The 26,285-nt window shown below is 70.0% G+C and carries 19 protein-coding genes; 15 read left to right on the top strand and 4 right to left on the bottom strand.

Annotated elements, in window-relative coordinates:
• The first annotated feature begins 54 nt into the window (after positions 1-54).
• The 7 genes from ACFYXH_RS19615 (at position 55) to ACFYXH_RS19645 (ending at position 10,110) form a co-directional block, all read left to right on the top strand.
• The gene (locus tag ACFYXH_RS19615) at positions 55-2,172 is read left to right on the top strand and encodes a phosphocholine-specific phospholipase C (protein ID WP_389564289.1); all 2,118 of its coding nucleotides are present in this window, start codon (positions 55-57) and stop codon (positions 2,170-2,172) included.
• A gap of 193 nt (positions 2,173-2,365) precedes the next feature.
• Complete coding sequence (locus tag ACFYXH_RS19620; RefSeq protein WP_389564291.1) at positions 2,366-4,570, top strand: MMPL family transporter; 2,205 nt, start codon at positions 2,366-2,368, stop codon at positions 4,568-4,570.
• A gap of 18 nt (positions 4,571-4,588) precedes the next feature.
• Positions 4,589-5,140 carry a GNAT family N-acetyltransferase gene (locus ACFYXH_RS19625; protein WP_389564293.1) on the top strand — a complete coding sequence of 184 codons (552 nt, stop codon included), beginning with the start codon at positions 4,589-4,591 and terminating at the stop codon, positions 5,138-5,140.
• Positions 5,141-5,175: 35 nt separating this feature from the next.
• The gene (locus ACFYXH_RS19630; protein WP_389564296.1) at positions 5,176-5,748 is read left to right on the top strand and encodes a hypothetical protein; all 573 of its coding nucleotides are present in this window, start codon (positions 5,176-5,178) and stop codon (positions 5,746-5,748) included.
• Between the two features lie 57 nt (positions 5,749-5,805).
• Positions 5,806-6,624 carry a GNAT family N-acetyltransferase gene (locus tag ACFYXH_RS19635; RefSeq protein WP_389564299.1) on the top strand — a complete coding sequence of 273 codons (819 nt, stop codon included), beginning with the start codon at positions 5,806-5,808 and terminating at the stop codon, positions 6,622-6,624.
• A gap of 155 nt (positions 6,625-6,779) precedes the next feature.
• Complete coding sequence (locus ACFYXH_RS19640; protein WP_389564302.1) at positions 6,780-6,998, top strand: hypothetical protein; 219 nt, start codon at positions 6,780-6,782, stop codon at positions 6,996-6,998.
• A 19-nt stretch (positions 6,999-7,017) separates the two neighbouring features.
• The gene (locus tag ACFYXH_RS19645) at positions 7,018-10,110 is read left to right on the top strand and encodes an AAA family ATPase (protein ID WP_389564304.1); all 3,093 of its coding nucleotides are present in this window, start codon (positions 7,018-7,020) and stop codon (positions 10,108-10,110) included.
• A gap of 29 nt (positions 10,111-10,139) precedes the next feature.
• Here ACFYXH_RS19645 and ACFYXH_RS19650 read toward each other — a convergent pair whose 3' ends face one another.
• From ACFYXH_RS19650 to ACFYXH_RS19660, 3 genes are all read right to left on the bottom strand, one after another.
• Entirely contained in the window at positions 10,140-10,322 is a 183-nt protein-coding gene (locus ACFYXH_RS19650) for a DUF6191 domain-containing protein (protein ID WP_389564307.1), read from the bottom strand.
• A gap of 15 nt (positions 10,323-10,337) precedes the next feature.
• Positions 10,338-11,498: a PQQ-dependent sugar dehydrogenase gene (locus ACFYXH_RS19655; RefSeq protein WP_389564309.1), complete on the bottom strand. Its 1,161-nt coding sequence runs from the start codon at positions 11,496-11,498 to the stop codon at positions 10,338-10,340.
• A 191-nt stretch (positions 11,499-11,689) separates the two neighbouring features.
• Positions 11,690-12,688, bottom strand: a complete 999-nt coding sequence (locus tag ACFYXH_RS19660; RefSeq protein WP_389564311.1) for an aldo/keto reductase — start codon at positions 12,686-12,688, stop codon at positions 11,690-11,692.
• A gap of 75 nt (positions 12,689-12,763) precedes the next feature.
• On the opposite strand from ACFYXH_RS19660, the gene ACFYXH_RS19665 reads away from it, so the two are divergent.
• The 7 genes from ACFYXH_RS19665 to ACFYXH_RS19695 all read left to right on the top strand — a co-directional run bounded on the left by ACFYXH_RS19665 (position 12,764) and on the right by ACFYXH_RS19695 (position 23,372).
• Positions 12,764-13,714 carry a 2-hydroxyacid dehydrogenase gene (locus tag ACFYXH_RS19665; RefSeq protein ID WP_389564314.1) on the top strand — a complete coding sequence of 317 codons (951 nt, stop codon included), beginning with the start codon at positions 12,764-12,766 and terminating at the stop codon, positions 13,712-13,714.
• Positions 13,715-14,099: 385 nt separating this feature from the next.
• On the top strand, positions 14,100-16,916 hold the full coding sequence (locus ACFYXH_RS19670; protein ID WP_389564316.1) for a putative bifunctional diguanylate cyclase/phosphodiesterase: 2,817 nt from the start codon (positions 14,100-14,102) through the stop codon (positions 16,914-16,916).
• 202 nt (positions 16,917-17,118) lie between these two features.
• Positions 17,119-18,987: an acetolactate synthase large subunit gene (locus ACFYXH_RS19675; protein ID WP_389564319.1), complete on the top strand. Its 1,869-nt coding sequence runs from the start codon at positions 17,119-17,121 to the stop codon at positions 18,985-18,987.
• 39 nt (positions 18,988-19,026) lie between these two features.
• Complete coding sequence (gene ilvN, locus ACFYXH_RS19680) at positions 19,027-19,551, top strand: acetolactate synthase small subunit (RefSeq protein ID WP_005311534.1); 525 nt, start codon at positions 19,027-19,029, stop codon at positions 19,549-19,551.
• Positions 19,552-19,671: 120 nt separating this feature from the next.
• Complete coding sequence (gene ilvC, locus ACFYXH_RS19685; RefSeq protein WP_327326256.1) at positions 19,672-20,673, top strand: ketol-acid reductoisomerase; 1,002 nt, start codon at positions 19,672-19,674, stop codon at positions 20,671-20,673.
• A gap of 278 nt (positions 20,674-20,951) precedes the next feature.
• Entirely contained in the window at positions 20,952-22,544 is a 1,593-nt protein-coding gene (gene serA, locus ACFYXH_RS19690; protein WP_389564323.1) for a phosphoglycerate dehydrogenase, read from the top strand.
• 252 nt (positions 22,545-22,796) lie between these two features.
• A complete protein-coding gene (locus tag ACFYXH_RS19695; protein ID WP_389564325.1) occupies positions 22,797-23,372 on the top strand; it encodes a TetR/AcrR family transcriptional regulator in 576 nt (191 codons plus the stop codon).
• A 426-nt stretch (positions 23,373-23,798) separates the two neighbouring features.
• Here the strand turns inward: ACFYXH_RS19695 and ACFYXH_RS19700 are convergent, their stop codons facing one another.
• A complete protein-coding gene (locus tag ACFYXH_RS19700; protein WP_389564327.1) occupies positions 23,799-25,136 on the bottom strand; it encodes a PucR family transcriptional regulator in 1,338 nt (445 codons plus the stop codon).
• Positions 25,137-25,326: 190 nt separating this feature from the next.
• On the opposite strand from ACFYXH_RS19700, the gene ACFYXH_RS19705 reads away from it, so the two are divergent.
• Entirely contained in the window at positions 25,327-26,253 is a 927-nt protein-coding gene (locus tag ACFYXH_RS19705) for a proline dehydrogenase family protein (RefSeq protein ID WP_389564758.1), read from the top strand.
• Positions 26,254-26,285 lie beyond the last annotated feature (32 nt).

Below are 26,285 nucleotides of genomic sequence, written 5' to 3' on the forward strand. Positions count from 1 at the left end.
AGTCATCCGGACTCATTACGTTCCGGGCGGTAACACCGGAATCGGGAGGATCACTTGGCCACGGACATTTCACGGCGGCGCCTGTTCGCACTCGGCGGAGGCGCCATCGGCGCGGCGGCGGCCGGTTCGCTGCTGCCGCCGTCCCTGCAGGCCGCGCTGGCCGCGGAGCCCCCGTCGGGCGGTCTGCGGTCGGTCAAGCACGTGGTGATCCTCATGCAGGAGAACCGGTCGTTCGACCACTACTTCGGAACCCTGCGCGGCGTCCGCGGCTTCGGCGACCGCAACGCCATTGAGCTCCCGTCCGGAAAGCCGGTCTTCGAGCAGCCCGGCCCGCTGCGCACCGTGCTGCCCTTCCCGGTGCGCGACGCCGCCGAGGCGCAGAAGAAGGACCTCCAGTACATAGGCGCACTCGACCACTCCTGGGAGGGCGGCGCCAAGGCCTGGCACGACGGATGGATGGACGGGTGGGTCTCCGCGAAGACCGCGGCGACCATGGCGTACTACGACCGCCGTGACCTGCCCCTGCACTACGAGCTCGCGGACACCTTCACCATCTGCGACGCCTACCACTCCTCGACGCATACGTCGACGAGCCCGAACCGCAACCATCTGTGGAGCGGCTGGACCGGGAACGAGGCCGACGGCAGCCGGGCCGTGACGAACGCCGCGTACGACGAGGGCACCCACCCCGGGTACCCCTGGCCCACCTACGCGGAGCGGCTCGAGAAGGCCGGCCGGTCCTGGAAGACGTACACCGAGTGGGAGAACTTCACCGACAACAACATCGAGTTCTTCACCAGCTTCAAGAAGATCGCGCGCAAGGCGCTGGCGAAGGCCGGCGACTTCACCTACATGGAGGCCTTCTACGCCAAGGTGCGCGAGACCGAGGACGCCGCCGAGCGTGCACGGCTGCTCGCGGCGCTCGAGGAGGGCGTGGCGACGCTGAGCAAGAGCGAGCTGTCGCTCTTCGAGCGGGGGCTGCGGCGGGTGGAGACCGGCGGCCTCGCCGAGCACTTCCGGGCCGATGTGGCCGCGGGCAAGCTCCCCGAGGTGTCGTACCTGGTGCCGTCCGCGATCGACTCCGAGCACCCCGGCTCCTCCTCGCCCATCGCCTCCGCCTCGCTCGTCTACAAGGTGCTGGATGCCCTCGGCTCGCACCCCGACGTGTGGCGGCACACCGTCGTCCTCATCAACTACGACGAGAACGACGGCTTCTTCGACCATGTCCCGCCGCCCGTGCCGCCCGTCGACAACAAGGACGAGCGCTGGCAGGGGCTGCCGACCGGGCTCGGTGTCCGCGTGCCGATGCTGGTCGTCTCGCCCTGGTCGGTCGGCGGCTATGTCTGCTCCGAGGTCTTCGACCACACCTCGGTGATCCGGCTTCTCGAGAAGTGGACAGGCGTCGAGGAGCCCAACATCACCCCGTGGCGGCGCGCGGTCACCGGCGATCTGACCTCCGCCTTCGACTTCCGGCGCGGCAGGCCGCAGCCCGAGGTGGAGCAGCCGGGGGCGGTACCGCCGTTCACCGGACGCTGGCGGCCCGTGCCACCTCTGGTGCAGCACATGCCCGTACAGGAGGAGGGCACCCGGCCCGCGCGTCCCCTGCCGTACCAACCCGACGCGCACGGCAAGGTCTCGGGCGGCGCCTTCACCGTGTCGCTCAGCAACAGCGGGCGCGCGAGCGCGCACTTCGCGCTCTATCCGTACGCCGGTGAGTTCCCCGTCCCGCAGCACAAGGACGTAAGGGGCACCGCGCAGTGGACCGTGCCCCTTACCAAGGACGCCTACCGCTTCACGATCACCGGGCCGAACGGCTTCCGCCGTGAGTTCGCCGGCAGCGCCAAGGGCGGCGTTCAGGGCCGTTCGGAGGGTCGCGCGGAGGTCTCCTCGCACATCGACCATCACGACCGCGATCTGCATCTCACCCTGCGCAACGACGGCGCCCAGCCGGTCACCTTCACCGTCCGCCCGCTCGGCTACGTCGACCAGGCCGACCTCGGCGACTGGACTCGCACGATCACGGTCAAGGCCGGCCGCAGCCGCACCGTCGTGCACTCGGCGGCCGACGCGCACGGCTGGTACGACATCGAGGTGACCACTGACCGGGACCCCGTCTTCCGCCGCCGGCTGATGGGTCATATCGAGAACGGGCGCGCGAGCGTCTCGGGCTGAGAAAGCGCCTGTACGCCGGTGGTGCGCGGGAGTTCGGGAGGTATGGCCCCGGACTTCCGCGCACAACTGTGAGTAAGGACACGAAAGGGGCAAAGAATCATGATTGACTGTCAGAGTGTATCTTTGTAGATCATGAGTTCTTTGCGGGCTGTTCCCGGTCAAAGATCCACGAACCATCCAGGGAGCAACCGCGTTGGCAGCCATCGCCCGGTGGTGCATCACGCACCGCCTCGTTGCCGTGCTTCTCTGGCTGCTCGCCCTCGTCGGCGTAGCGACCGCGGCGGTCTTCGCGGGAGCCGCGTACTCCAACGACTACGAAGTCCCGGGCACCGAATCCGGCCGCGCCACCGCTCTCCTCGAGGAGGGCTTCCACGGCCGGGGCGGTGACAGCGACACCATCGTCTGGCACACCGACGCCGGCAGCGTCCGCTCCGCCGGCGTCGAGCAGCGCATGTCCGAGGTGCTCCACGACGTCGCCAAGCTCGACGGGATCGCCTCCGTCGCCGGCCCGTACGGAACCGAGGGCGTCCGGCGGATCAGCTCCGACGGGCACACCGCGTACGCCACCGTCACCTTCGACCAGCAGGCCGATGGCATTTCCAAGGCGCGGGCCGAAGCTGTCGTCGCGACAGCGAAGGCCGCACAGGCCGACGGGGTTCAGGTCGAGCTCGGCGGCAGCGCCATCGCGCTCACCGAAGCGCCGGGCGCGCATATGGCCGAGATCGTCGGCGTGGCCGTCGCCGCCGTCGTCCTCTTCCTCGCCTTCGGTTCACTCGCCGCCAGCCTGCTGCCCATCGCCACCGCGCTGGTGTCGGTCGGCACGGCGTACGCGGGCATCGTGCTCCTCGGCCATGTGATGACCGTCGCCGACTTCGCACCGATGCTCGGCATGCTGATCGGGCTCGGCGTCGGCATCGACTATGCGCTGTTCATCGTCACCAGACATCGCAAGGGCCTGCGGCGCGGACTGCCGGTCGCCGAAGCGGCCCGGAACGCCGTCGCCACCACCGGACGCGCCGTCGTCTTCGCCGGCGCCACCGTCTGCATCGCCCTGCTCGGCATGCTCATCCTGCGCCTCAGCTTCCTCAACGGTGTTGCGATCGCCGCCTGTCTCACCGTCGTACTCACCGTGGCCGCGTCCGTGACTCTGCTGCCCGCGCTGCTGTCCTTCATCGGGATGCGCGCGCTGAGCCGGCGCGAACGCCGACAGCTGATCGAGCACGGTCCGCAGCCCGAGCCGCCGACCGGTTTCGCCGCGCGCTGGGCCACGTTCGTGGAGCGGCATCCCAAGCTGCTGGGAACGGTCGCCGCGGTGGTCATGCTGGTGCTGGCCGTGCCGACGCTCTCGCTCCACCTCGGCACCTCGGACCAGGGCAACGGCCCGTCGTCGTCCACCACCCGCCGGGCGTACGACCTGATGCGGGACGGCTTCGGGCCCGGCGTCAACGGGCCGCTCACCCTCGTTGCCCATCTCGACGGCGCGGACGACCGGCTCGCCATGGCCAAGCTGCCCAACGCCCTGCGCGGCGCCGAAGGCATCGAGTCGGTCGGCCCGGTCACGTACAACGGCAGCGCCGACACCGCGGTCCTCACCGTCGTACCGGACTCCGCACCCCAGTCGCAGTCGACCAGCGAACTGGTCGACCGACTGCGCACGGACGTCCTGCCGCCCGCCACGGACGGCACCTCGCTGGCGGTCCACGTCGGCGGCGTGACCGCGAGCTACGACGACTTCGCCCGGATCATCGTCGGCAAGCTGCCGCTCTTCGTCGGCGTCGTCATCGCGCTGGGTTGTCTCCTGCTGCTGCTCGCCTTCCGCTCCATCGGTATTCCGCTGAAGGCCGCCGCGATGAATGTGGCCGCCGTTGCCTCGTCCTTCGGGATCGCCGTCGCGATCTTCCAGTGGGGCTGGGGGAGCGAGCTGCTGGGGCTGGGCAGCGCGGGCCCGATCGAGCCCTTCCTCCCGGTGATCATGGTCTCGGTGCTCTTCGGGCTCTCCATGGACTACCAGGTCTTCCTGGTCAGCCGCATGTACGAGGAGTGGCTGGAGACCGGCGACAACCGGCGGGCGGTACGGGTCGGCCTCGCCGAGACCAGCCGCGTGATCAACTCCGCGGCCGTGATCATGATTTCGGTCTTCCTCGCCTTCGTACTCAGTGGCGACCGGGTCATCGCGATGTTCGGTATCGCCCTCGCGGCCGCGGTCGCGCTGGACGCGTTCCTCCTGCGTACGCTCCTGGTGCCCGCGCTCATGCACATGCTGGGCGGCGCGAACTGGTGGCTGCCGCGCCGGCTGGACCGGTGGCTGCCGCGGATCAGCATCGAACCGCCCGAGTGCCGGGCCCATGCGAAGATCTCTGTGCATCGCGCGAGCGAAGACGCACAGCTCGTGCCGTAACCGGCCGGAGGATGAGGAATGTTCGCGATATCGCTGGGTGACGCCGGAGCGGAACTGCGTCCCCTGGAACCGTGGCGGGCCGAGGAGTTCTTCGCCCACATGGACCGCGGACGGGACTTCATCGGCCAGTACATCGGGCTCGCCACGCTCTGCACGGACGTCGAATTGGCGCGCGCCTTCCTCCAGTCGTACGCCGAGAAGCAGGCCGCGGACACCGGCCGGATCTATGGAATCTGGCTCGACGGGACGCTCGTCGGCGGCGTGCTGTTCCGGATCTTCGACGCGGCGTCGGGCAACTGCGAGGCCGGCTGCTGGCTGGAGCCGTCCGCCGCGGGGCGTGGTCTGGTCACGCGCGCCACCCGGGTGCTGATCGCCTGGGCGGTGGAGGAGCGTGGGATACACCGCGTCGAGTGGGTGGCGTCCGCTGCGAACACCGCCAGCGTCAACGTCGCCAAGCGGCTGGGGATGACGCGGGACGGAGTGCTGCGGGAGAGCTACCTGTACAAGGGCGTACGGCACGATATGGAGGTCTGGTCGGTGCTGGCTCCTGAGTGGCGGGCCGGTCGTTAAGGGGACTCTCAGACAGGCCACCTAGCGTGCGGCGCATGAACCCCACCGAGACCACAGAGACCAAAAAGACCACCGCCGCGACCGATGTGACCGAGGCGCCCGAGGCGACGGACAAGGCTGCCGCCGAGCCGGCCGAGGCCGCTGGGCCCGCCGAACCCGGGGCCGCCCAGAACGCCGCCGCGGAGGACAACGAGACGGACGACGACGCCCAGGAGACGCCTCACACGTCCTCCGGTATCGGAGCCGCCGCCGGGGCCGTCGTCGCGGCCGGTCTCGGCGTCGTGGCGCTCAGCGGCAGCTGGGTCGGGAAGATCGCCGCCGAGCGGCAGACGCTCATCGGACAGATCAAGACCTCGCAGGGTGGCACCCCGGCCCAGCAGATCTCCGCGGTCTACGGCGACGCCTGGCACACCACCGCTCTGGTCAACGGCATCTTCGCGCTGCTCGCGCTGATCGTCGGCGTGGCCGTACTCGCCTGGCCGCAGAAGGCCGGCTGGGTACGGGCCTTCGCCGTGGCCGGAGTCGTACTCGGTGTCCTGGGGCTGATCGTCTCCGCCGGCATGTACTTCGACCTCTTCCTGGGCCTGCCCAGCGCCGGTTCTCAGTAGCCCCTGGGGCGCTGAAACCATTGGTGCCCACGGTCCGCCCACTGCTGCAATGTGCGGATGGATCACGACGCGGCGCTCACCCTGTTCGACCACCAGATGCGGCAGCGCACCCGCGCCGACGACCCCGACGACTCCGGCGCGCGCGTCGAACGGGTCGGCGACGTCGTGCGGCAGGTCGGCGCCGACGGAGACTGGAACGGCATCGTCTGGTCCGGCCTCGACCCGGCCACGGCCGACGCGGCGATCGCCGAGCAGGTGCGGTACTTCGCCTCCCTGGGGCGCGACTTCGAGTGGAAGCTGTACGCCTACGACCGGCCCGAGGACCTCGGCGCACGGTTGCGGGCAGCCGGCTTCACCCCCGAGCCCGAGGAGACGGTGATGGTCGCCGAGATCCGCGAACTGCCCACCGCCGTCGACCTCCCGGAGGGCGTCCGGCTGCAACCGGTCACCGATCCGGCGGGCGTGGATCTCATCGCCGATGTGCACGAGCAGGCGTTCGGTACGAGCAGCGCCCGCCTGCGCGAACAGCTCCTCGCGCAACTGGCACAGACTCCGGACTCGGTCACCATGACCGTTGCGATGGCCGGTGACCTGCCTGTGTGCGCGGCGCGTATGGAGCTGCACCCGGGCACCGGGTTCGCCAGTCTCTGGGGCGGCGGCACCCTGGCCGCCTGGCGGGGCCGGGGCATCTACCGGGCCCTGATCGCTCACCGGGCCCGTATCGCCGCCGCGAACGGCTACCGCTTCCTGCAGGTCGACGCCTCCAGCCAGAGCCGGCCGATCCTGCAGCGGCTCGGCTTCGTAGCTCTGAGCACCACCACTCCCTATCTGTACGAGCAGCCTCATATCCACGAGCAGCCTCCGGTACGGCACTGAGGCCCAGGCGCTCCATAAGGCCCAGGCGCTCCATAAGGCCCGAGATGGCGGGGCCTTAGGCCGTCGGCGTACGCATTCCGGTACGTCTAAGGCCCCCCACCCACGCGAAGATGCGGCACTCTCCCGATGTGGCAGGACCCCCTGGGAGACGAGAGTTGAGGCATCGCAAGACGCCGGAAGAACTCTTCACCAGGGAGTACAAGATGTTCGAGTACGAGCTCCAGCAGTACCGCCGGGCCGACCTGATCCGCGAGGCCGACACCCAGCGGCTGGTGCGCCAGGTACGCAAGGCCCGCCGCGCCGCGAGGCGGGCCGCCAAGGACGCGGAGGGCCGGGTGAGTCCCGACAGCGTCCGCTACACGCGCGCCGCGTGATGTGGCGTGGCCTCGCGAGATGACTGTCGTCCCGATCAAAAAGGGTGCCACGGTGTCGGACGGTTGTGCGATGCTCGGCGACGTGGAGACCAGGTCCGTCAGCCCGGTGTTCGTCGGCCGCGCCGGCGAACTGGCCAAGCTCACCGATGCGCTCGCCCGCGCCGGCGCGGGCGAGCCGCAGGCGTTGCTCCTCGGTGGTGAGGCCGGGGTCGGCAAGACCCGCCTCGTCGAGGAACTGCTTGCCGAGGCATGCCGCCGCGAGGCCGTCGTCGCGGTCGGCGGCTGTGTCGAGATCGGCGCGGACGGACTTCCGTTCGCGCCCTTCTCGACCGCCCTGCGCGCCCTGCACCGGCAGGTGCCGAAGGAGCTGTCCGCGGCCGCCGCGGGTCAGGAGGACGAGCTGGCGCGGCTGCTGCCGGAGCTGGGGGAGAGCACCCGCAGAGAGCCCAGCCAGCACGACGAGGAGGGCATGGCCCGCCTCTTCGAACTCACGGCGCGGTTGCTGGAGCGGATCGCCACCGACCGCACCGTCGTCCTGGTGCTCGAGGACATGCACTGGGCCGACGCCTCCACCCGGCACCTCCTGGCCTATCTCTTCCGCACACTGCACCGCGGGCGGCTCGTCGTGATCGCGACCTACCGCTCCGACGACGTCCACCGGCGCCACCCGCTGCGGCCCTTCCTCGCCGAGCTCGAGCGGATGCGCACCGTCCAGCGCATCGACCTGACCCGCTTCAACCGCGGCGAGGTTCACCACCAGATGGCCGGGATCCTCGCCGTCGAGCCCGAACCGGCCATGGTGGACCGGGTCTTCGAGCGCTCGGACGGCAACGCCTTCTTTGTCGAGGAGCTCGCCTGCAGCATCGCCGACGACTGCCCCACCGGCCTGCCGGAATCCCTGCGCGACATCCTTCTCGTACGCATCGAGGCGCTGCCCGAGGACGCACAGCGGGCGGCACGAATCGTCGCCGAGGGCGGTTCGACGGTCGAGTACGGGCTGCTGCTCGCCGTCGCCCGGCTGTGCGAGGACGACCTCATCGAGGCGCTGCGGGCCGCGGTCGGCGCGAACATCCTGCTGGCCACGCCCGACGGGGACGGCTACCGCTTCCGGCATTCGCTCGCCCGCGAGGCCGTCAGCGACGATCTGCTGCCGGGCGAGCGTTCCCGGCTCAACCGTCACTTTGCGGAGGCACTGGAGGCCGACCCGTCCCTGGTACGGAAGGACGAGCGCGCGATGCGGCTCGCCACGTACTGGTACCACGCGCACGATGCGGCCAAGGCTCTGCCCGCCGTGCTCAGCGCCTCGGTCGAGGCGCGGCGGCGGCACGCCTATTCCGAGCAACTGCGGCTGCTGGGCCGGGCGATGGAGCTGTGGGACAGCGCGCCCGACGAGGTCCGGGCCGAGCTGCGTCCCGTCGACTACGCGGAGGTCTATCCGCCGTGCGGCTGCGATCCCGCCACCACACCGCTGCGCTATCTCGACCTGATGGCGGAGGCATCCGTCGCGGGCCGGCTCTGTGGTGAGCGCGAACGGGCGCTGAAGATCACCAAGCGGGGTCAGCGGCTGGCGGAGGCGGAGAACGACCCGCTCCGCACCGCCTGGTTCTCGGTCCAGCGCTCCCGGCTGGTGTCGTCCCTGGGCCGCGGTGACGGCTGGGCGGAACTGGGGACGGCGCAGCAACTGGTCCGCGGACTGCCGCCGTCCGCCGTTCACGCGGAGGTGCTCGCGGAAGCGGCGAGCTGGGGCATGGTGCACGATCCGGGCCCCGGCAGCCTGGCGACGGCCGAGCGCGCCGTCGAGTACGCGCGGATGGTCGGCGAGGAAGACATCGAACTGCGCGCCCGTCTCACGCTCGGCAGCCTCATGGTCGACGCGGGCAACGTCGACGGCGGGCTCACGGAGATGTACGCGGTCAAGGAACGGGCCGTCGCCCTCGACCTGCCCTCGCACGTGGGCCGCACCCATGTGAATCTTCCGTCCGTACTGGAAGGCGTCGGCCGCTCCGCCGAGGCGGTGGACATCCTCGCCGAGGGCATCGAACTCTCCCGCACCTTCGGCCTGTTGGACACCGAGGCGTGGATCTCCGGGAACCTGTCCGAGTCGTATGACTCGCTCGGCCGCTGGGACGAGGCGGCCGAGGCCGCGGAACGGGCGCTGCGCATCGCGCTGAGCCCCAAGCCGCGCGGATACGGCGCCGCCCGCTGCGCCGCCCTGGCACTCGCCCGGGGCGATGTGGCGACCGCGACCGAACAACTGGAGGCGGCACGCGCCCACTTCGGGCCTCATGACCCGATGCCACAGTGCATCCTGCCCCTGGGCACGGTCGCGCTCAGCATCGCCGCCGCGCAGAGCCGGGTGCTGGACGCCCGGGTGGAGTTCGAGCGCGCGGCGACGGCGGGCTTCCCGCCGGGCACCCAGCGGTACGCCTGGCCGCTGCTGCGCGCCGCGGCCACGCTGGAGGCCGATACACGCAGCCTGTCGGCCGCGGAACCGGGCCGTGCCGAGGTGCTGGAACGGATCCGCAAGGCGGCCCGCGGCCTGGTCACCGCAGTGCCGGTGTGGGTGGCGCACGAGCGGTGGGTCCGTGCGGAACTGCTGCGCGCCGAAGGCGAGGACACGGCGCTGGACTGGGCAGAAGCCGGCGCGGCCTTCGAACCGCTGGACCGCCCGTACGACCTGGCGAGGGTCCGCCACCGCTGGGCGGAGGCCCTGCTGCAGTCGGACCGGGCGCAGGCAGCCGAAATGCTGCGCCTGGCCCATGCCACCGCCCGGCAGCTGGGCGCACGCCCCCTGGCCGAGGACATCGCGCTGCTCGCCCAGCGTGCCCGCATCCAGCGGACCGACGATCCGGCGCCCTCGGACGCCGCGGCGGCCGGACCCGCGCTGGGACTGACGCGTCGCGAAGAGGACGTACTGCGCCTGGTGGCGGCGGGCCGCAGCAACCGTCAGATCGCCGAGGAGCTGTACATCTCCCCGAAGACGGCGAGTGTCCACGTCTCCAACATCCTGGCCAAGCTCGGCGTCTCGGGCCGCGGTGAGGCGGCGGCGATGGCTCACCGCCTGCGCCTCTTCCCGACCCCGGTGGAGGAGCGGCAGGAGACCTCTGCCTGACCAAGGAGACCTCGGCCTGACCGCCGCTCTCATGCGCCGCCCGGCGGCTGCTCCTCCGGCGCGCGGACGGTGACCTTCCCCGATGCCAGGTCTATCGGGCCGCGGCTCGGGTCGTTGTCGCCCACGTCGGTCCTGGTCAGTGCGAGCCGGTTCTGTTCCTCGTCGGTGTGCTTGCGGCCCGGCGCGAAGAACTCCTCGAAGACGTTGAACACCAGCTGTTCACCCCTTCACTTCACCTCCAACTGGAGGATCTTGTCGTCCCCCGGCTCGGGTGTGCCCCGGGTGTCCGTCTCGCTGGTGACGAGCCAGACCTTGTCGCCGCCCGCCGACAGAACCGTGCGCAGGCGGCCGTACTTCCCTATGAGGAACGACTGGGGCGCGGCCGAGGGTTCCGCGCCCGCCAAGGGAATCCGCCAGAGCCGCTCGCCCTTCAGCGACGCCATCCAGATCGATCCTTCGGCGTAGGCGATACCGCTCGGCGAGGCGTCCGCCGTCTTCCACTGGGCCACCGGGTCGACGAACCCGGGCTTGCCGGCCTTGCCCTCAGCGTCGGGCCAGCCGTAGTTCTTGCCGGGCTCGATCAAATTCAGCTCGTCCCAGGTGTCCTGACCGAACTCCGACGCCCACAGCCGCTTGTCGGCGTCCCAGGCAAGGCCCTGCACATTGCGGTGACCGTAGGAGTAGACGACGGAGTCGGCCTCCGGATTGCCGTGCACCGGCTGGCCGTCCGGCGTCATCCGCAGAATCTTGCCGCCCAGCGACTTCTTGTCCTGTGCGAGCCCGGTGTCACCCGTCTCGCCCGTGCCCGCGTAGAGCATCTTGTCCGGGCCGAAAGCGATCCGCCCGCCGTTGTGCCTGACGCCCTTGGGGATGCCTCGCAACACCGTGTCCGGCGCGCCCAGTTGCTGCCCGGCCGGCTTCTTCTCGTCGTACAGCATGCGGGCGATGCGGTTGTCCGACTCGGTGGTGAAGTACGCGTACACCTGATGGTCCGAGGCGAACGACGGCGAGAGAGCCAGGCCCATCAGACCGCCCTCGCCTTCCGGCGCGACCCCCGGCACCGAGCCGATCACGGTCTTCTTGCCGCTCTCCACGTCGACCCGGCTGATGGTCCCCTCGTCGCGTGACGCGACCAGCAGATCGCCGTCCGGCAGAGCGGCCACACCCCATGGCGACTTCAGCCCCTCGGTCAGCGTGGACACCACCTTCACCGAGCCCTTCGCGGGCGGCCCCTTGGGACTTGGCGAGCCGCTCGAGGCGGAGGGCGCCCCGGTGGCGGACGTCGACCCCGTCCGGCCGGCGGGCGTCTTGTCCTCACCGGACGAGCACCCGGCCGCGAGGAGAAGCACGGCAGCGGCCAGTAGGGCCGTCACAGCAGGACGTTGCACAGTTCTGATCCTTTCGACGGCTGCTCGAGCTGTCTGGTCGACAGCTGTCCGAGCTGTCTGGCCGGCTGCCTGACTACTGTTCTTACACCGCAGCGGCCGTTCAGGTTCCCGATCTTCCGAGAAGAAATTCCGCGAAGAAGTCCCGAGAACGAATTGCGGCAAGATCTTCCGAGAAACGCAGGTGCGCGCACTCACTCCCAGGAACCCCGCGCCGGCGGCAGCCCCGCGATCTCCGCCAGGTCGTACGCCGTCAGCTCCAGCTCCGCCGCGGCCGCGTTCTCCACCGCCCACTCCGCGCGCTTCGCCCCCGGCACCGCCACCACACTTCGCCCCCGCCCCAGCACCCACGCCAGCGCCACCTGCGCCGGAGTCGTCCCCGGACCGTGCCGCTCCGCGATCCGCCGCAGCCCCGCCACCACCGGCTGGTTCGCCGCCATCATCTCCGCCGAGAACCGCGGATGCCGCGCCCGCACATCGTCCGGCTCGAAGCCCTGCCCCGGCGTCAGCGTCCCCGTCAGGAACCCGTTCCCCAGCGGCATCGCCGCCAGGAACCCCACCCCGCGCGCCTCGCACCACGGCAGCAGCCGCTCCAGCGCCTCCGGCGACCACACCGACAGCTCGGCCTGCACGGCACTCACCGGGAACACCTGCTGCACCCGTTCCAGCTGCCGGATCGTTCCCTCGTGCAGATGCGCTCCGGAGCGGCGCGAAGCCCGTGCCCCCACCGCGCACATCCCCAGCGCCCGCACCTTCCCGGCGCTCACCAGCTCAGCCATCGCGCCCCAGGTCTCCTCGACCGGTACTTCCGGATCCGCCCGGTGCAGCTGATAGAGGTCGATCACATCGGTCTGCAACCGGCGCAGCGAGGCGTCGCAGGCCCGCTTCACATACCCGGGCCGTCCATTGGCGACCACATGCTGTTCGCCGACGAGCAGCCCGACCTTCGTCGAAACGAACGCCTCCGCGCGCCGCTCCTTCAGCACCCTGCCGAGCAGCAGCTCATTGGTGAAGGGCCCGTACATGTCGGCCGTGTCCAGCAGGCTCGAGCCGGCGTCGAGCGCGGCGTGCACCGTACGCAGCGACCGGTCCCCGCGCTGCTGAGAGCTGCTGTATGCCCAGCTCATCGGCATACAGCCGAGCCCGATCGCACCCGCTACGAGGGCCGCCGCACCGATTGTCCTGCGCTCCAACTGCCCGTACCCCTCCCTTGGCCGCTGACCAAACTAACCAATGCGGACCGCGGCACTTCGCATAGCCTCCTGACCATGACTGCAGACGTGTGGCTCCCGATTCCGGCCGACGAGATCGAAGGACTGCCCGCTCCCTCGGAATCGGGCCTCAACTACCTTCATTGGGACGGTGGCCCGTACTTTCCCGCCGATCCCGCCGGCTGTGTCTTCTACGCCGTCCCGTACATGAAGGGCACCGAGGTCGCGGTCCGTCCGCTGGCCGCGATGACGTCCGTACGCGTCGTCCAGACCCTCTCCGCCGGGATCGATCATGTGGAGCCCGGACTCGGCTCGCTGCCCGCCGGCGTACGCCTGTGCAATGCCAAGGGCGTCCACGAGGCCTCCACCGCCGAGCTCACCCTCGCCCTGATCCTGGCCTCCCTGCGCGGCATTCCCGGATTCGTACGCGGCCAGGACAAGGAGGAATGGCGATCCGGCTTCTATCCGGCGCTCGCCGACAAGTCGGTGCTCATCGTCGGGTACGGATCGATCGGTGCCGCCATCGAGGACCGGCTCGCACCCTTCGAATGCGCGCGGGTGGCGCGCGTCGCGCGCTCTGCCCGCGCCACGGAGCGCGGCGAAGTGCGCGCACTCACCGAGCTGCCCACCCTGCTCCCCGAGGCGGACGTCGTGATCCTCTCCACTCCGCTCACCGAGCAGACCCGAGGCCTGGTGAACGCCGGTTTCCTGGCCCGGATGAAGGACGGATCGCTGCTGGTGAACGTCGCCCGCGGCCCGGTGGTCGACACCAAGGCGCTGCTCGCCGAGGTCGAGAGCGGACGCATCACCGCAGCTCTCGACGTCACCGACCCGGAGCCGCTGCCCGCCGGCCACCCGCTCTGGCACGCCCCCGGTGTCCTCATCAGCCCCCATGTGGGCGGCTCCACCTCGGCGTTCATGCCGCGCGCCAAGCGGCTGCTCGCCGCGCAACTCACCCGGTTCGCCGCCGGGGAGCCGGTGCACAACGTGGTGTTCACGACCCGATAGTGAACCTCTCGCCCGCGCGCAGCGTGCACTCTATGAAGTCACTCGGATGCGTCGCGTGCCGATACTTCTCCCGATCGTCACGGAGAGTAGAGGGGCTATGTCCCTGAGTGACGAGACTGGTGTATCGTCCCGACCGGGGGACTGCACCGGGCAAGGGGCGGTGCTGTAACGCGACCTGACTGTCGATCAGACTTCGAGGGGGGCGACGGGCGATGTACGGCCACTGGGCGAACCATCCGACGCGGCGGGGCCGCCGCCGACCACCCTCGCACGCTGCGAAGCGCAGACCCGATCCGACGACGGTCACGCCGGACGCGGCGCCCCGTAGGACGACGACTCCCCGTACGACGCCCCGCAGGACGGCGACGCCCCGCGGAGCGGCCCGGTGAGCGCCCTGGGGGCGCTCATGGCCCGGCAGTCGGTCGCGGACGGCGGAGACAGTACGAGGCTGGTCTCCAAGCTTGTCCTGGCAGCCATCTGTGCCGGCTACGGCGTCGGTGCCGCCTTCGGCTGGGGCTCGCGCGAACTGGCGCTGATCATGGGCGATTTCGGCCTGAGCGCCGCCGCCCTGATCGCAGCCGTCTCCTGCTTCCTCTACGCCCGCTCGAGGCACAGCCGTTTCAGGCCCGCGTGGCTGCTGTTCGCGCTCTCCTCCGCCATGGCCGCCGGTGGCAACGCGATCTGGGGGTGGTACGAGGTCGTGCTGGGCCGCGAGGTGCCGAGCCCCTGCATCGCCGATCTGTTCTTCCTCTGCTTCGCGCCGCCCGCCATCGTCGGCCTGCTCGTCCTCGCCAAGCGTCCGGTCACCAGGGCCGGCTGGGTCTGTCTCGCGCTGGACGCCTGGCTGATCGGCGGCTCGCTGCTGACTCTCTCCTGGAGCCTCGCGCTCGCGCACACCGCGCATGTCCAGGGCGAGAGCGTGGCCCCGGCCGCGCTCGCCCTCGCCTATCCGCTGCTGGACATCGTGCTGGTCAGCATGGTTCTCGCGCTGCACTTCCGGCGCTCGGCCACCAACCGCTCCGCGATCAACACCGCCATCGCCGCCCTCGCGCTGACCGTCCTGTGCGACGCCCTGTTCACCTCACCGCTGCTGCGGGAGAGCTACCGCTCGGGCCAGCTCCTCGACGCCGGCTGGTTCTCCGGTTCGCTGCTGCTCGCGTACGCCCCCTGGGGCGCGCGCCGCACGGTCGAGACCGCGCGGCCCCAGCGTGGGCCGCGCCACCCGAGCCGCCCCGTCGCGGGCTCGCTCGCCGCCCTCACGCCGTATCTCGCCGCCGCCGTCTGCACCCTCGGCATCCTCTACAACGTCATCGAGGGCCGCCGTGTCGACCGGGTCGTCGTCCTCACCGGCTGCACCGTCGTGCTCGCCCTGGTCGTCCGGCAGGGCATCATGCTCCTCGACAACATCGCCCTCACCCATGAACTGGCGCAGAAGGAGAACCACTTCCGCTCGCTGGTGCAGGGCTCGAGCGATGTCATCATGATCGCCGCCCCGACCGGGATACTGCGCTATGTCAGCCCCGCCGCCTCCGGCGTCTACGGCCGCGAGGCCGAAGATCTCATCGGCTCCGAGCTTGCATCGCTCATCCACCCCGAAGATCTCGGCCGTGTGGTCCTCGAGGTGCGCCGGTTTCTGGCCGCGGCGCCGGCCGAGGAGCCCACCACCCGGATCGAGTGCCGCTTCAAGTCGGGCACCGGCGACTGGCTCAATGTGGAGTCCACGGTCAACCGCCACCAGGGCGGCCTGATCTTCAACAGCCGCGATGTCACCGAACGGGTCCGCCTCCAGGCACAGTTGCAGCACAACGCCGAGCACGACCCGCTCACCGACCTGCCCAACCGCGCCCTGTTCACCGAGCGGGTCCGCCAGGCACTGACCGGCCGCCGCGCCGGTGACCAGGGCACGGCCGTGCTCTTCATCGATCTCGACGGCTTCAAGGGAGTCAATGACCGCCTCGGCCACCAGGCCGGCGACGAGCTGCTGATCCAGGCGGCCCGCCGCCTCCAGGACTCGGTACGGGCCGGGGACACCGCGGCCCGCCTCGGTGGCGACGAGTTCGCCGCCCTCATCGTCGGCGACGGCACCCGCGACCAGTCGGCCCGCGAGTTCCAGGTCCGTGAGATCGCCGACCGGCTGCGGCTCACCCTCTCCCAGCCGTACCTCCTCGACGGCAACGACGTACGCGTGGCCGCCTCCATCGGGGTGGCCTTCGCCGAGCCCGCCATCACCCCCACCAACCTGATGCGCAACGCCGACCTCGCCATGTACCGCGCCAAGGCCGCCGGCAAGGACCGCGTCGAGTTGTACGCACCACAGATGCAGGCCGAAGTGGTGCGCCGTACGGAACTGGACGCCCGGCTCCGCAGCGCCCTGCACGAAGGCGAATTCGCGCTGCTCCACCAGCCCGTGGTGAGCCTCGCCACCGGCCGGATCGACGCCGTCGCCGCGCAGGCCCGCTGGCGCTCCGCCCAGGGCATCCTCTTCACCCCCGCCGAATTTCTGCGGGTCGCCGACGACACGGACCGCACCGCCGAGCTCGGCCGCTGGCTGCTCGAGGAGGCCGTGGCACAGGCCGCGGAGCGCGGCAACCTCGGCCACCGGGTGCCCGTATCGGTCCGTATGTCGGCCCGCCGCCTGCTGGACAAGTCCCTGCCGCTCGGCTCCATCGAGGCCCTCCTCATCCGGCACGGGCTGCCCTCGGGCGCGCTGGTCATCGAGCTCGCCGACAGCGATCCGCGGATCTCCTTCGACGATCTGGAGCTGCGGCTCGTCTCGCTGCGCAGACTCGGCGTACGGATCGCGCTGGACGGCTTCGGCAGCGGTTACGCCGCCATCAACGCACTGCGCCGCCTCCCCGTGGACGTACTGAAACTGGACAGGGGTCTGGTGGAGGGCGTCGTCGAGTCCGCCCGGCTGCACAAGATCACCGCCGGACTGCTGCGGATCGCCTGCGACCTCGGGATGCAGTCCGTGGCCGACGGTGTCGATGTGCCGGAGCAGGTGCTGGCACTGCGCGCCATGGGCTGTACGCACGGCCAGGGCATGGCTTTCTCCGGGCCGCTGGACGAGTACCGGCTGCGCCGGGCGCTGGTGCGCGACGAGTTCCCGGTGCCCGGCGGGATCGCTCTGCCGGCCCTCACGGGTGGCGCGTTCCCTGCCCGCAATGGCTCAAATAATGAGACGCGCGTCCCACCCACTTGACAGTGATAGCACGCCGGGGGGAGGGTCATTGCCATGCGCACCCGAATTCTCGTACTTGGAAAGCGCGTCGGCTGAGCAGAGCTATGAAGGCCCTGCGGACCCCTCCCGACGCGCTCCCCTCGCTTGCCTCACGGCACGAGGGGTTTTTTGTTGCACTGGAACATCTCAAACCCTCGCAAAAACCCTCAGCTTCGAGAAGAGAATGCCGATGACCGAGCAGGCCACCGGGGCCCACCATCCGCAGCCGCGGGCCCGTAGCGGCGGACCGACGTCCGCCACCGTTGAGCACGTCACGGGCGCGCAGTCCCTCATCCGTTCTCTCGAGGAAGTGGGGGCCGACACGGTGTTCGGCATCCCCGGCGGTGCCATCCTCCCCGCGTACGACCCGATGATGGACTCCACCAAGGTCCGTCACATCCTGGTCCGCCACGAGCAGGGCGCGGGCCACGCCGCGACCGGCTACGCCCAGGCCACCGGCAAGGTCGGCGTGTGCATGGCCACCTCGGGACCCGGCGCCACCAACCTGGTCACCCCGATCGCCGACGCCCATATGGACTCCGTCCCGCTGGTCGCGATCACCGGCCAGGTCTCCTCCAAGGCGATCGGCACCGATGCCTTCCAGGAGGCGGACATCGTCGGCATCACCATGCCGATCACCAAGCACAACTTCCTGGTCACCAAGGCCGAGGACATCCCGCGGACCATCGCCGAGGCCTTCCACATCGCCTCGACGGGACGCCCCGGACCGGTCCTGGTCGACATCGCCAAGGACGCCCTCCAGGCGCGGACCACCTTCAGCTGGCCGCCGCAGCAGGACCTGCCCGGCTACCGGCCGGTGACCAAGCCGCACGCCAAGCAGATCCGCGAGGCCGCCAAGCTGATCACCCAGGCCAGGCGCCCCGTGCTGTACGTCGGCGGCGGCGTCCTGAAGTCGCACGCCACCGCCGAGCTGAAGGTCCTCGCAGAGCTCACCGGCGCCCCCGTCACCACCACCCTGATGGCACTGGGCGCGTTCCCCGACAGCCACCCGCTGCATGTGGGAATGCCGGGCATGCACGGTGCGGTCACCGCCGTCACCGCGCTGCAGAAGGCCGACCTGATCGTCGCCCTCGGAGCCCGCTTCGACGACCGCGTCACCGGCAAGCTGGACAGTTTCGCCCCGTACGCCAAGATCGTCCACGCCGATATCGACCCGGCCGAGATCGGCAAGAACCGCACCGCGGACGTCCCGATCGTCGGCGACGCCCGCGAGGTCATCGCCGACCTGGTCCAGGCCGTCCAGGCCGAGCACAGCGAGGGCCACGCCGGCGACTACACCGCATGGTGGAACGACCTCAACCGCTGGCGCGAGACCTACCCGCTCGGCTACGACCAGCCGAACGACGGCAGCCTCTCCCCGCAGCAGGTCATCCAGCGCATCGGCGAGCTCGCCGACCCCGACACCATCTTCGCGGCGGGCGTCGGCCAGCACCAGATGTGGGCCGCCCACTTCATCAACTACGAGCAGCCGGCCACCTGGCTGAACTCCGGCGGTGCCGGGACGATGGGGTACGCGGTCCCGGCCGCGATGGGCGCCAAGGCCGGTCAGCCGGACCGGATGGTCTGGGCGATCGACGGCGACGGCTGCTTCCAGATGACCAATCAGGAGCTCACCACCTGCGCGCTGAACAACATCCCGATCAAGGTCGCGATCATCAATAACGGCGCGCTCGGGATGGTCCGCCAGTGGCAGACCCTCTTCTACAACCAGCGCTACTCCAACACCGTGCTGCACTCGGGGCCCGAGGACGGCATCGCGGTGGAGGGCAAGTCCAGCGGCGGCACCCGCGTCCCCGACTTCGTGAAGCTGTCCGAGGCGATGGGCTGCTACGCACTGCGCTGCGAGTCCCCGGACGACCTCGACAAGGTCATCGCCGAGGCCAACGCCGTCAACGACCGCCCCGTCGTGATCGACTTCATCGTCCACGAGGATGCCCAGGTCTGGCCGATGGTCGCCGCAGGCACCTCCAACGACGAGGTCATGGCCGCGCGTGGCGTCCGCCCCGACTTCGGCGACAACGAAGACGACTGAGCCGAGAGTCCGAGAGAGAAGACCGAGAGAGACCGACACATGTCCAAGCACACGCTCTCCGTCCTGGTCGAGAACACCCCAGGCATCCTCGCCAGGATCGCCGCGCTGTTCTCCCGCCGTGGCTTCAACATCGACTCGCTCGCCGTCGGTGTCACCGAGCACCCCGACATCTCCCGCATCACGATCGTGGTCAATGTCGAGGACCTGCCGCTGGAACAGGTGACCAAGCAGCTCAACAAGCTGGTCAACGTTCTGAAGATCGTCGAGCTCGAGCCGGGCGGCGCGATCCAGCGCGAGCTCGTGCTGGTGAAGGTCCGCGCCGACAACGAGACCCGCTCCCAGATCGTCGAGATCGTCCAGCTGTTCCGCGCCAAGACCGTGGACGTCTCGCCCGAAGCGGTCACGATCGAGGCCACCGGTTCGAGTGACAAGCTCGAGGCGATGCTCAAGATGCTCGAGCAGTTCGGCATCAAGGAGCTCGTCCAGTCCGGGACGATCGCCATAGGGCGCGGCGCCCGGTCCATCACGGACCGGTCCCTGCGCGCCCTGGACCGCAGCGCCTGACCGGAACCTGCCAGGGCCGTGCTCGCATGGCGAGACTTGAAGACTTCCGCACCCCATCCCGCCGTACGGTGGGACGCAAACAGCGTCATTCCAAGACGTGCACACCAAGGAGATATCCCAGTGGCCGAGCTGTTCTACGACGACGACGCCGACCTGTCCATCATCCAGAACCGCAAGGTCGCGGTCATCGGCTACGGCAGCCAGGGTCACGCCCACGCGCTGTCGCTCCGTGACTCGGGTGTCGACGTCCGGGTCGGTCTGCACGAGGGCTCCAAGTCCAAGACCAAGGCCGAGGAGCAGGGCCTGCGCGTGGTGACCCCCGCCGAGGCCGCGGCCGAGGCCGACGTCATCATGATCCTCATCCCGGACCCGATCCAGGCCCAGGTCTACGAGGAGTCCATCAAGGGCAACCTGAAGGACGGCGACGCGCTGTTCTTTGCCCATGGCTTCAACGTCCGCTTCGGCTTCATCAAGGCGCCGGCCGGTGTCGACGTGGCCCTGGTCGCCCCGAAGGGCCCCGGCCACCTGGTCCGTCGCCAGTACGAGGAGGGCCGCGGCGTCCCGGCGATCGCCGCCGTCGAGCAGGACGCGACCGGCAGTGCCTTCGCGCTGGCGCTCTCGTACGCCAAGGCCATCGGCGGCACCCGCGCCGGCGTCATCAAGACGACCTTCACCGAGGAGACCGAGACCGACCTCTTCGGCGAGCAGGCCGTCCTCTGTGGTGGCACGTCCGCGCTGGTCAAGGCGGGCTTCGAGACGCTGGTCGAGGCCGGCTACCAGCCGGAGATCGCGTACTTCGAGTGCCTCCACGAGCTGAAGCTGATCGTGGACCTCATGTACGAGGGTGGCCTGGAGAAGATGCGCTGGTCGGTCTCCGAGACCGCCGAGTGGGGCGACTACGTCACCGGCCCCCGCATCATCACCGACCAGACCAAGGCCGAGATGAAGAAGGTCCTCGCCGAGATCCAGGACGGCACGTTCGCCAAGAACTGGATGGACGAGTACCACGGCGGTCTGAAGAAGTACAACGAGTACAAGACGCAGGACGAGAACCACCTGCTCGAGACCACCGGCAAGGAGCTGCGCAAGCTCATGAGCTGGGTGGACAACGAGGAGGCGTAAGCCTTGGGGCCGGGGGCCGGGACGAGCGAGTCCCGGCCCCCGGCCACTCGTCCGGGCCCCTGCCACTCTGTCCGGCCGTGCTCCAGCGCTTCTCCACTCTGTCCAGCCACGGACGGGTGATCCTGCCGTCAAGGCGTAAGACTCACCTTGTGGCACCACTACACTTCTCAACACATACGCGTCAGGCCCACAGTGTCGTGCGTCTTCCACGCGGCTAGCCCCCTCCACCGCCTGCGGCCGTCGGGACGGCCGTCCGCAATGGACTAGTGAGGACTCACGTGAGCTCGAAACCTGTCGTACTCATCGCTGAAGAGCTGTCGCCCGCCACCGTCGACGCGCTGGGCCCGGACTTCGAGATCCGGCACTGCAACGGCGCCGACCGTGCCGAACTGCTTCCGGCCATCGCCGATGTCGACGCGATCCTGGTCCGCAGCGCCACCAAGGTCGACGCGGAAGCCATCGCCGTCGCAAAGAAGCTGCGGGTCGTCGCCCGCGCCGGTGTCGGCCTCGACAATGTCGATGTCTCCGCAGCCACCAAGGCCGGCGTGATGGTCGTCAACGCCCCGACGTCCAACATCGTCACCGCCGCCGAGCTCGCCTGCGGTCTGCTGGTCGCCACCGCGCGCAATATCCCGCAGGCCAACACCGCCCTGAAGAACGGCGAGTGGAAGCGCTCCAAGTACACCGGCGTGGAGCTGAGCGAGAAGATCCTCGGCGTGGTCGGTCTCGGCCGTATCGGCGTCCTCGTCGCGCAGCGGATGTCGGCCTTCGGTATGAAGATCGTCGCCTACGACCCCTATGTGCAGCCGGCGCGCGCCGCGCAGATGGGCGTCAAGCTGCTCTCGCTCGACGAGCTGCTCGAGGTCTCGGACTTCATCACCGTGCATCTGCCGAAGACCCCGGAGACGCTGGGGCTGATCGGCGACGAGGCGCTGCACAAGGTCCAGCCGCACGTCCGTATCGTCAACGCCGCGCGCGGCGGGATCGTCGACGAGGAGGCGCTGGCCTCCGCGCTCAAGGAGGGCCGGGTCGCCGGCGCGGGCCTGGACGTGTACACGAAGGAGCCCTGCACGGACTCCCCGCTCTTCGAGTTCGACCAGGTCGTCTGCACCCCGCACCTCGGCGCGTCGACGGACGAGGCACAGGAGAAGGCGGGCATCTCGGTCGCGCGTTCCGTGCGTCTCGCGCTCGCCGGTGAGCTGGTGCCCGACGCGGTCAACGTCCAGGGCGGAGTCATCGCCGAGGACGTACGTCCGGGTCTGCCGCTCGCCGAGAAGCTCGGCCGGATCTTCACCGCGCTGGCGGGCGAGGTCGCGGTCCGCCTCGACGTCGAGGTGTACGGCGAGATCACCCAGCACGATGTGAAGGTGCTCGAACTGTCCGCACTCAAGGGCGTGTTCGAGGATGTCGTCGACGAGACCGTGTCGTATGTCAACGCCCCGCTGTTCGCGCAGGAGCGCGGTGTCGAGGTCCGGCTCACGACGAGCTCGGAGTCGCCGGACCACCGCAATGTCGTCACCGTCCGCGGCACGCTCTCGGGCGGTGAGGAGGTCGCGGTCTCCGGCACGCTGGCCGGCCCCAAGCACCTCCAGAAGATCGTCGCGATCGGCGACCACGACATCGACCTGGCGCTCGCCGACCACATGGTCGTCCTGCGGTACGACGACCGTCCCGGTGTCGTCGGCACGGTCGGCCGGATCCTCGGCGAGGCCGGACTGAACATCGCGGGCATGCAGGTCTCGCGTGCGGAGGAGGGCGGCGAGGCGCTCGTCGTGCTGACCGTGGACGACACGGTGCCGCAGTCGGTGCTGACGGAGATCGCGGACGCGATCGGCGCGGCGTCGGCCCGTACGGTGAACCTCACCGACTGAGAGTGACGGAGACCGACTGAGTACCTCGGGCGGAGTACGTCAAAGGGCCCGGCCCACCGCGTGATCGCGGTGGGCCGGGCCCCTTTGTGTGTACGTTCAGCTCGCCGTGACCAGTTGAAGCGCCAACCGCGGGCGAAGGCCTCGCAGTCCGGGCGGAGGGCGCGCCGCCGTGCTGCCGTCAGCGAGTGTCTAGTACATCTGTGTAAAACATAGGTATAGGACAGTTGTATGGACGCGCGGTACGCTGCTGACATGGGACATCGTGAGGATCTGCTCGAAGGCGCCAAGCGCTGCCTGCTGGAGAAGGGCTACGCCCGGACGACCGCGCGCGACATCGTCGCGGCCTCCGGCACCAACCTGGCCTCCATCGGCTACCACTACGGCTCCAAGGAGGCGCTGCTCAACCAGGCCTTCCTGGCGGTGACCGAGGAGTGGGGCGACGCGGTCGGCCCGGCCAACAGGGAGGCCCCCGATATGGCGGCGGATCCCCTCGAGCGTTTCGAGAAGACCTGGGAGCAGGTCATCGCCGCGTTCGATGCCAGCCGCCAGGTCTGGAAGCTCCAACTGGAGGTCGTATCGCGGCTCGACGACGACGAGAAGCTGCGCGAGGCCATCAGGGAACCGCAGTCGGAGGGCCGGATGGGGATGGCCGAGGCCTTCGCCGGCATGGACCAGGAGGCGGACCCGGAGAAGGCCCGGGTGGCGGGGCTCTTCTACCAGGCGCTGGTGGCGGGCGTGATGATCCAGTGGATGGTCGACCCGGAGACGGCTCCGTCGGCGAAGGACCTGACCGACGGGCTGCGGGCGATCCTGGAGAAGAAGGGCTGAGAGCCGCTGCGGGGTCCGCCTGTCGCCGTACGGTGAGCGGCGGCTGACCCCGGGCGGGCTCGACGAGACGCTGTGGGCGGCGTCGCTGGCCGCGATCAAAACGCTGGCGGCGGACGAGGAGGCGGTCGTCCCTGGCGTCGTCCGCGACCGGGACGGGCTGCTTGCGCGCTCGGGAGAGACCTGCCCGCTCTGTGGGGAGCCGCTGCGCGAGGTCCCCGACATCATCGACGAACTGACCGAGACCGTCATCGACGACGGCGGCGAGGTCCGGCACATCGTGGCGGAGACGGAACTGCGCACGCACCAGGCCGGGGCACTGCTGCGCTTCGAACTGCCCCCGCAGCCGCCCGCCGCGAAGTAGTCCGCCGGATCCGTTTGTGCGCAGGATCCCCTCGGGCCCGGGTCGACGACCCGGGCCTTGCGGGTCTAGAGCCGTGCCGCCTTCAGGGCCATGTGCAGCAGCAGTCGGTCCTCGCCGTCGTTCAGGTCCAGGCCGGTGAGCTGCTCGACGCGCGAGAGTCGGTAGTAGAGCGTCTGGCGGTGGATGCCGAGCGCCCCCGCGGTGCGTCCCGCCTGGCCCGCGCAGTCGAGGAACACCTCGGCGGTGCGGGCCAGTTCGGTGTGGGAGCGGTCGAGCAGCTCGCGTACGGCGGGGTCGTGGGCGGCGTCCGCGGGGAGCGCGGTCAGCATGCGGTACGGGCCGATGGCCGGCCACTCGGCGACCGGGCCGAGCCGGGGCTCGGCCCGGGCAGCGCGGGACGCGGAAGCCGCCTCCAGCCAGGCGGTGTTGAGCCCGGCGAGGCCGTGCCGCGGCGTGGCGATCCCGGCGGTCGCCGCGTCCCCGCCCGCGGCGGCGCGGAGCCGGTCGGCCGCGGCGAGGGCGGGCGAGAGGGTGTCGGCGGAGCGGAGCCGTACGAGGACGGCGAGCGCATGGCCGTCGGGGGCGGAGTCGTCGTGCGGGTGCGGGGCGCCGGACAGAGAGGCATCGGCTCTGCCGCGAGACGTGCGGGTCGCGGCGCGCCGGGTCGAAGCGCCGGTGGTCGCGCCGCTGCCGGGATCTCCGGCCACGTCCGGGGCCGTATCGAGTGCCCCGGTCCCGAGCTGCCCGGACCTGCCGCCGTCGCCGAGTCCCGTGTCCCACGGCACCGTGCACAGCGCCGCCACACCCGGCAGCGAGCGCGACGACGGGGCATCGGCCGCGGTCCATGGCGTCACGCACACCACCGCGTGCAGGCGGTCCGCGCTCGTGCCGCCCAACGCCGTGCGGAGCGCCGCCACCGCCATGTCGTACTGCCAGCCGCTCTCCGCCGTCAGGACGGCGCGGAACTCACGGGACAGATCCGTGCCCGCCCGTTCCTCGTCGGCGAGCAGTGTGCCGATCCTGGCCGTGACCTCCATCGCCGCGGCGAGCTGGGCCCGCGTGGGCCCAGGGGCCGCGTCGAGCAGCCATACGTATCCGAGGACGATGCCCCCGTGGCGTACCGGAAGGCAGATCCGGTCGCGGAAGACCCCCGCCTCCGGGGCCGCCGGGATCCGGACCGGGCCCGTCGCACGTGCGATGCCGAAGCCCTCGAACCAGGCGCGGACCGCCGGTGTGGACTTCCGGGTCAGGATCGAGCGCGTCCTGACGGGGTCCATCGCGGTGTCGTCGTCGCTGTCGTGCGCTCCGAAGGCGATCAGGCCGAAGTCCCGGTTCTCCAGCGTCGCCGGCTCGGCCAGCAGCGTCGAGATCTCGTCGACCAGCTCTTGGTAATCGCCCTTCACTCCGACATTCTCGCACCCCTTCAGACATATGTCTGAGATCCGGACCACGGATGCGTGACAGCTGTCGATGGCAGAGGATCGGAGCGATCCTTAGGTTTCACGGTGGTTCTTCGTGCTGTTCCGGATGCGTTGTCTTCTGTTCCGCTTCGCCTCCGCTTTCGGCTCTGTCCTTCTCTCCGTGGAGGTCCCTGTGCTGGGTCCCGTGATCCTCGCCGCGTCGCGCAGCGACAAGATGCGCCGTATCGTCTCGGCCGCCCCGGTCACCAAGCCCGTGGTGAACCGTTTCATCGCCGGCGAGACGGTCCAGGAGACGATCCCCGTCGTCCGGGACACGGCCGACCGCGGTCTCGAGGTCACGCTCGACGTCCTCGGTGAGGACATCACCGACCCGGCGGAGGCGCTGCGCGCCCGCGACGCCTACCTGGAGCTCATCGAGGCCCTTGAGCCGCTGGATCTCGGGGTCCGCGCCGAGATGTCGGTGAAGCTCTCCTCCTTCGGCCAGGCCCTGCCCGGCGGGCACGACCTCGCGCTGAAGAACATCACCTCGGTCGTCGAGGCCGCCGCCGGGATCGGCACCACGGTCACCCTCGACATGGAGGACCACACCACCATCGACTCGACGCTCGCGATCCACTCCGAACTGCGTGAGCGCTTCCCGCAGACCGGCGCCGTCGTCCAGTCGTACCTCTTCCGCACCGAGGACGACTGCCGCGCGCTGGCCGCGGCAGGCTCACGCGTACGTCTGGTCAAGGGCGCCTACAAGGAGCCCGCGACCGTCGCGTACCAGGACAAGGCCGAGGTCGACAAGGCCTACATCCGCTGCCTGAAGATCCTGATGGAGGGTGAGGGCTACCCGATGATCGGGTCGCACGACCCGCGCATCATCTCCATCAGCCAGGAGCTCGCCCGCCGGGCGGGCCGCAAGCTCGACGAGTACGAGTTCCAGATGCTGTACGGCATCCGCGAGGCCGAGCAGCAGCGGCTCGCCGCCGAGGGCCACCGGATGCGTGTCTACATCGCGTACGGCACGGACTGGTACGGATACTTCATGCGCCGCCTCGCGGAGCGCCCCGCCAACCTGGCGTTCTTCCTGCGTTCGCTGGTCAGCCGCGGCTGAACCCCCCAACTGACCTACTGATTAAGGAGATT

The sequence above is a fragment of the Streptomyces sp. NPDC002730 genome, assembly GCF_042888805.1.
Taxonomy (GTDB): domain Bacteria; phylum Actinomycetota; class Actinomycetes; order Streptomycetales; family Streptomycetaceae; genus Streptomyces.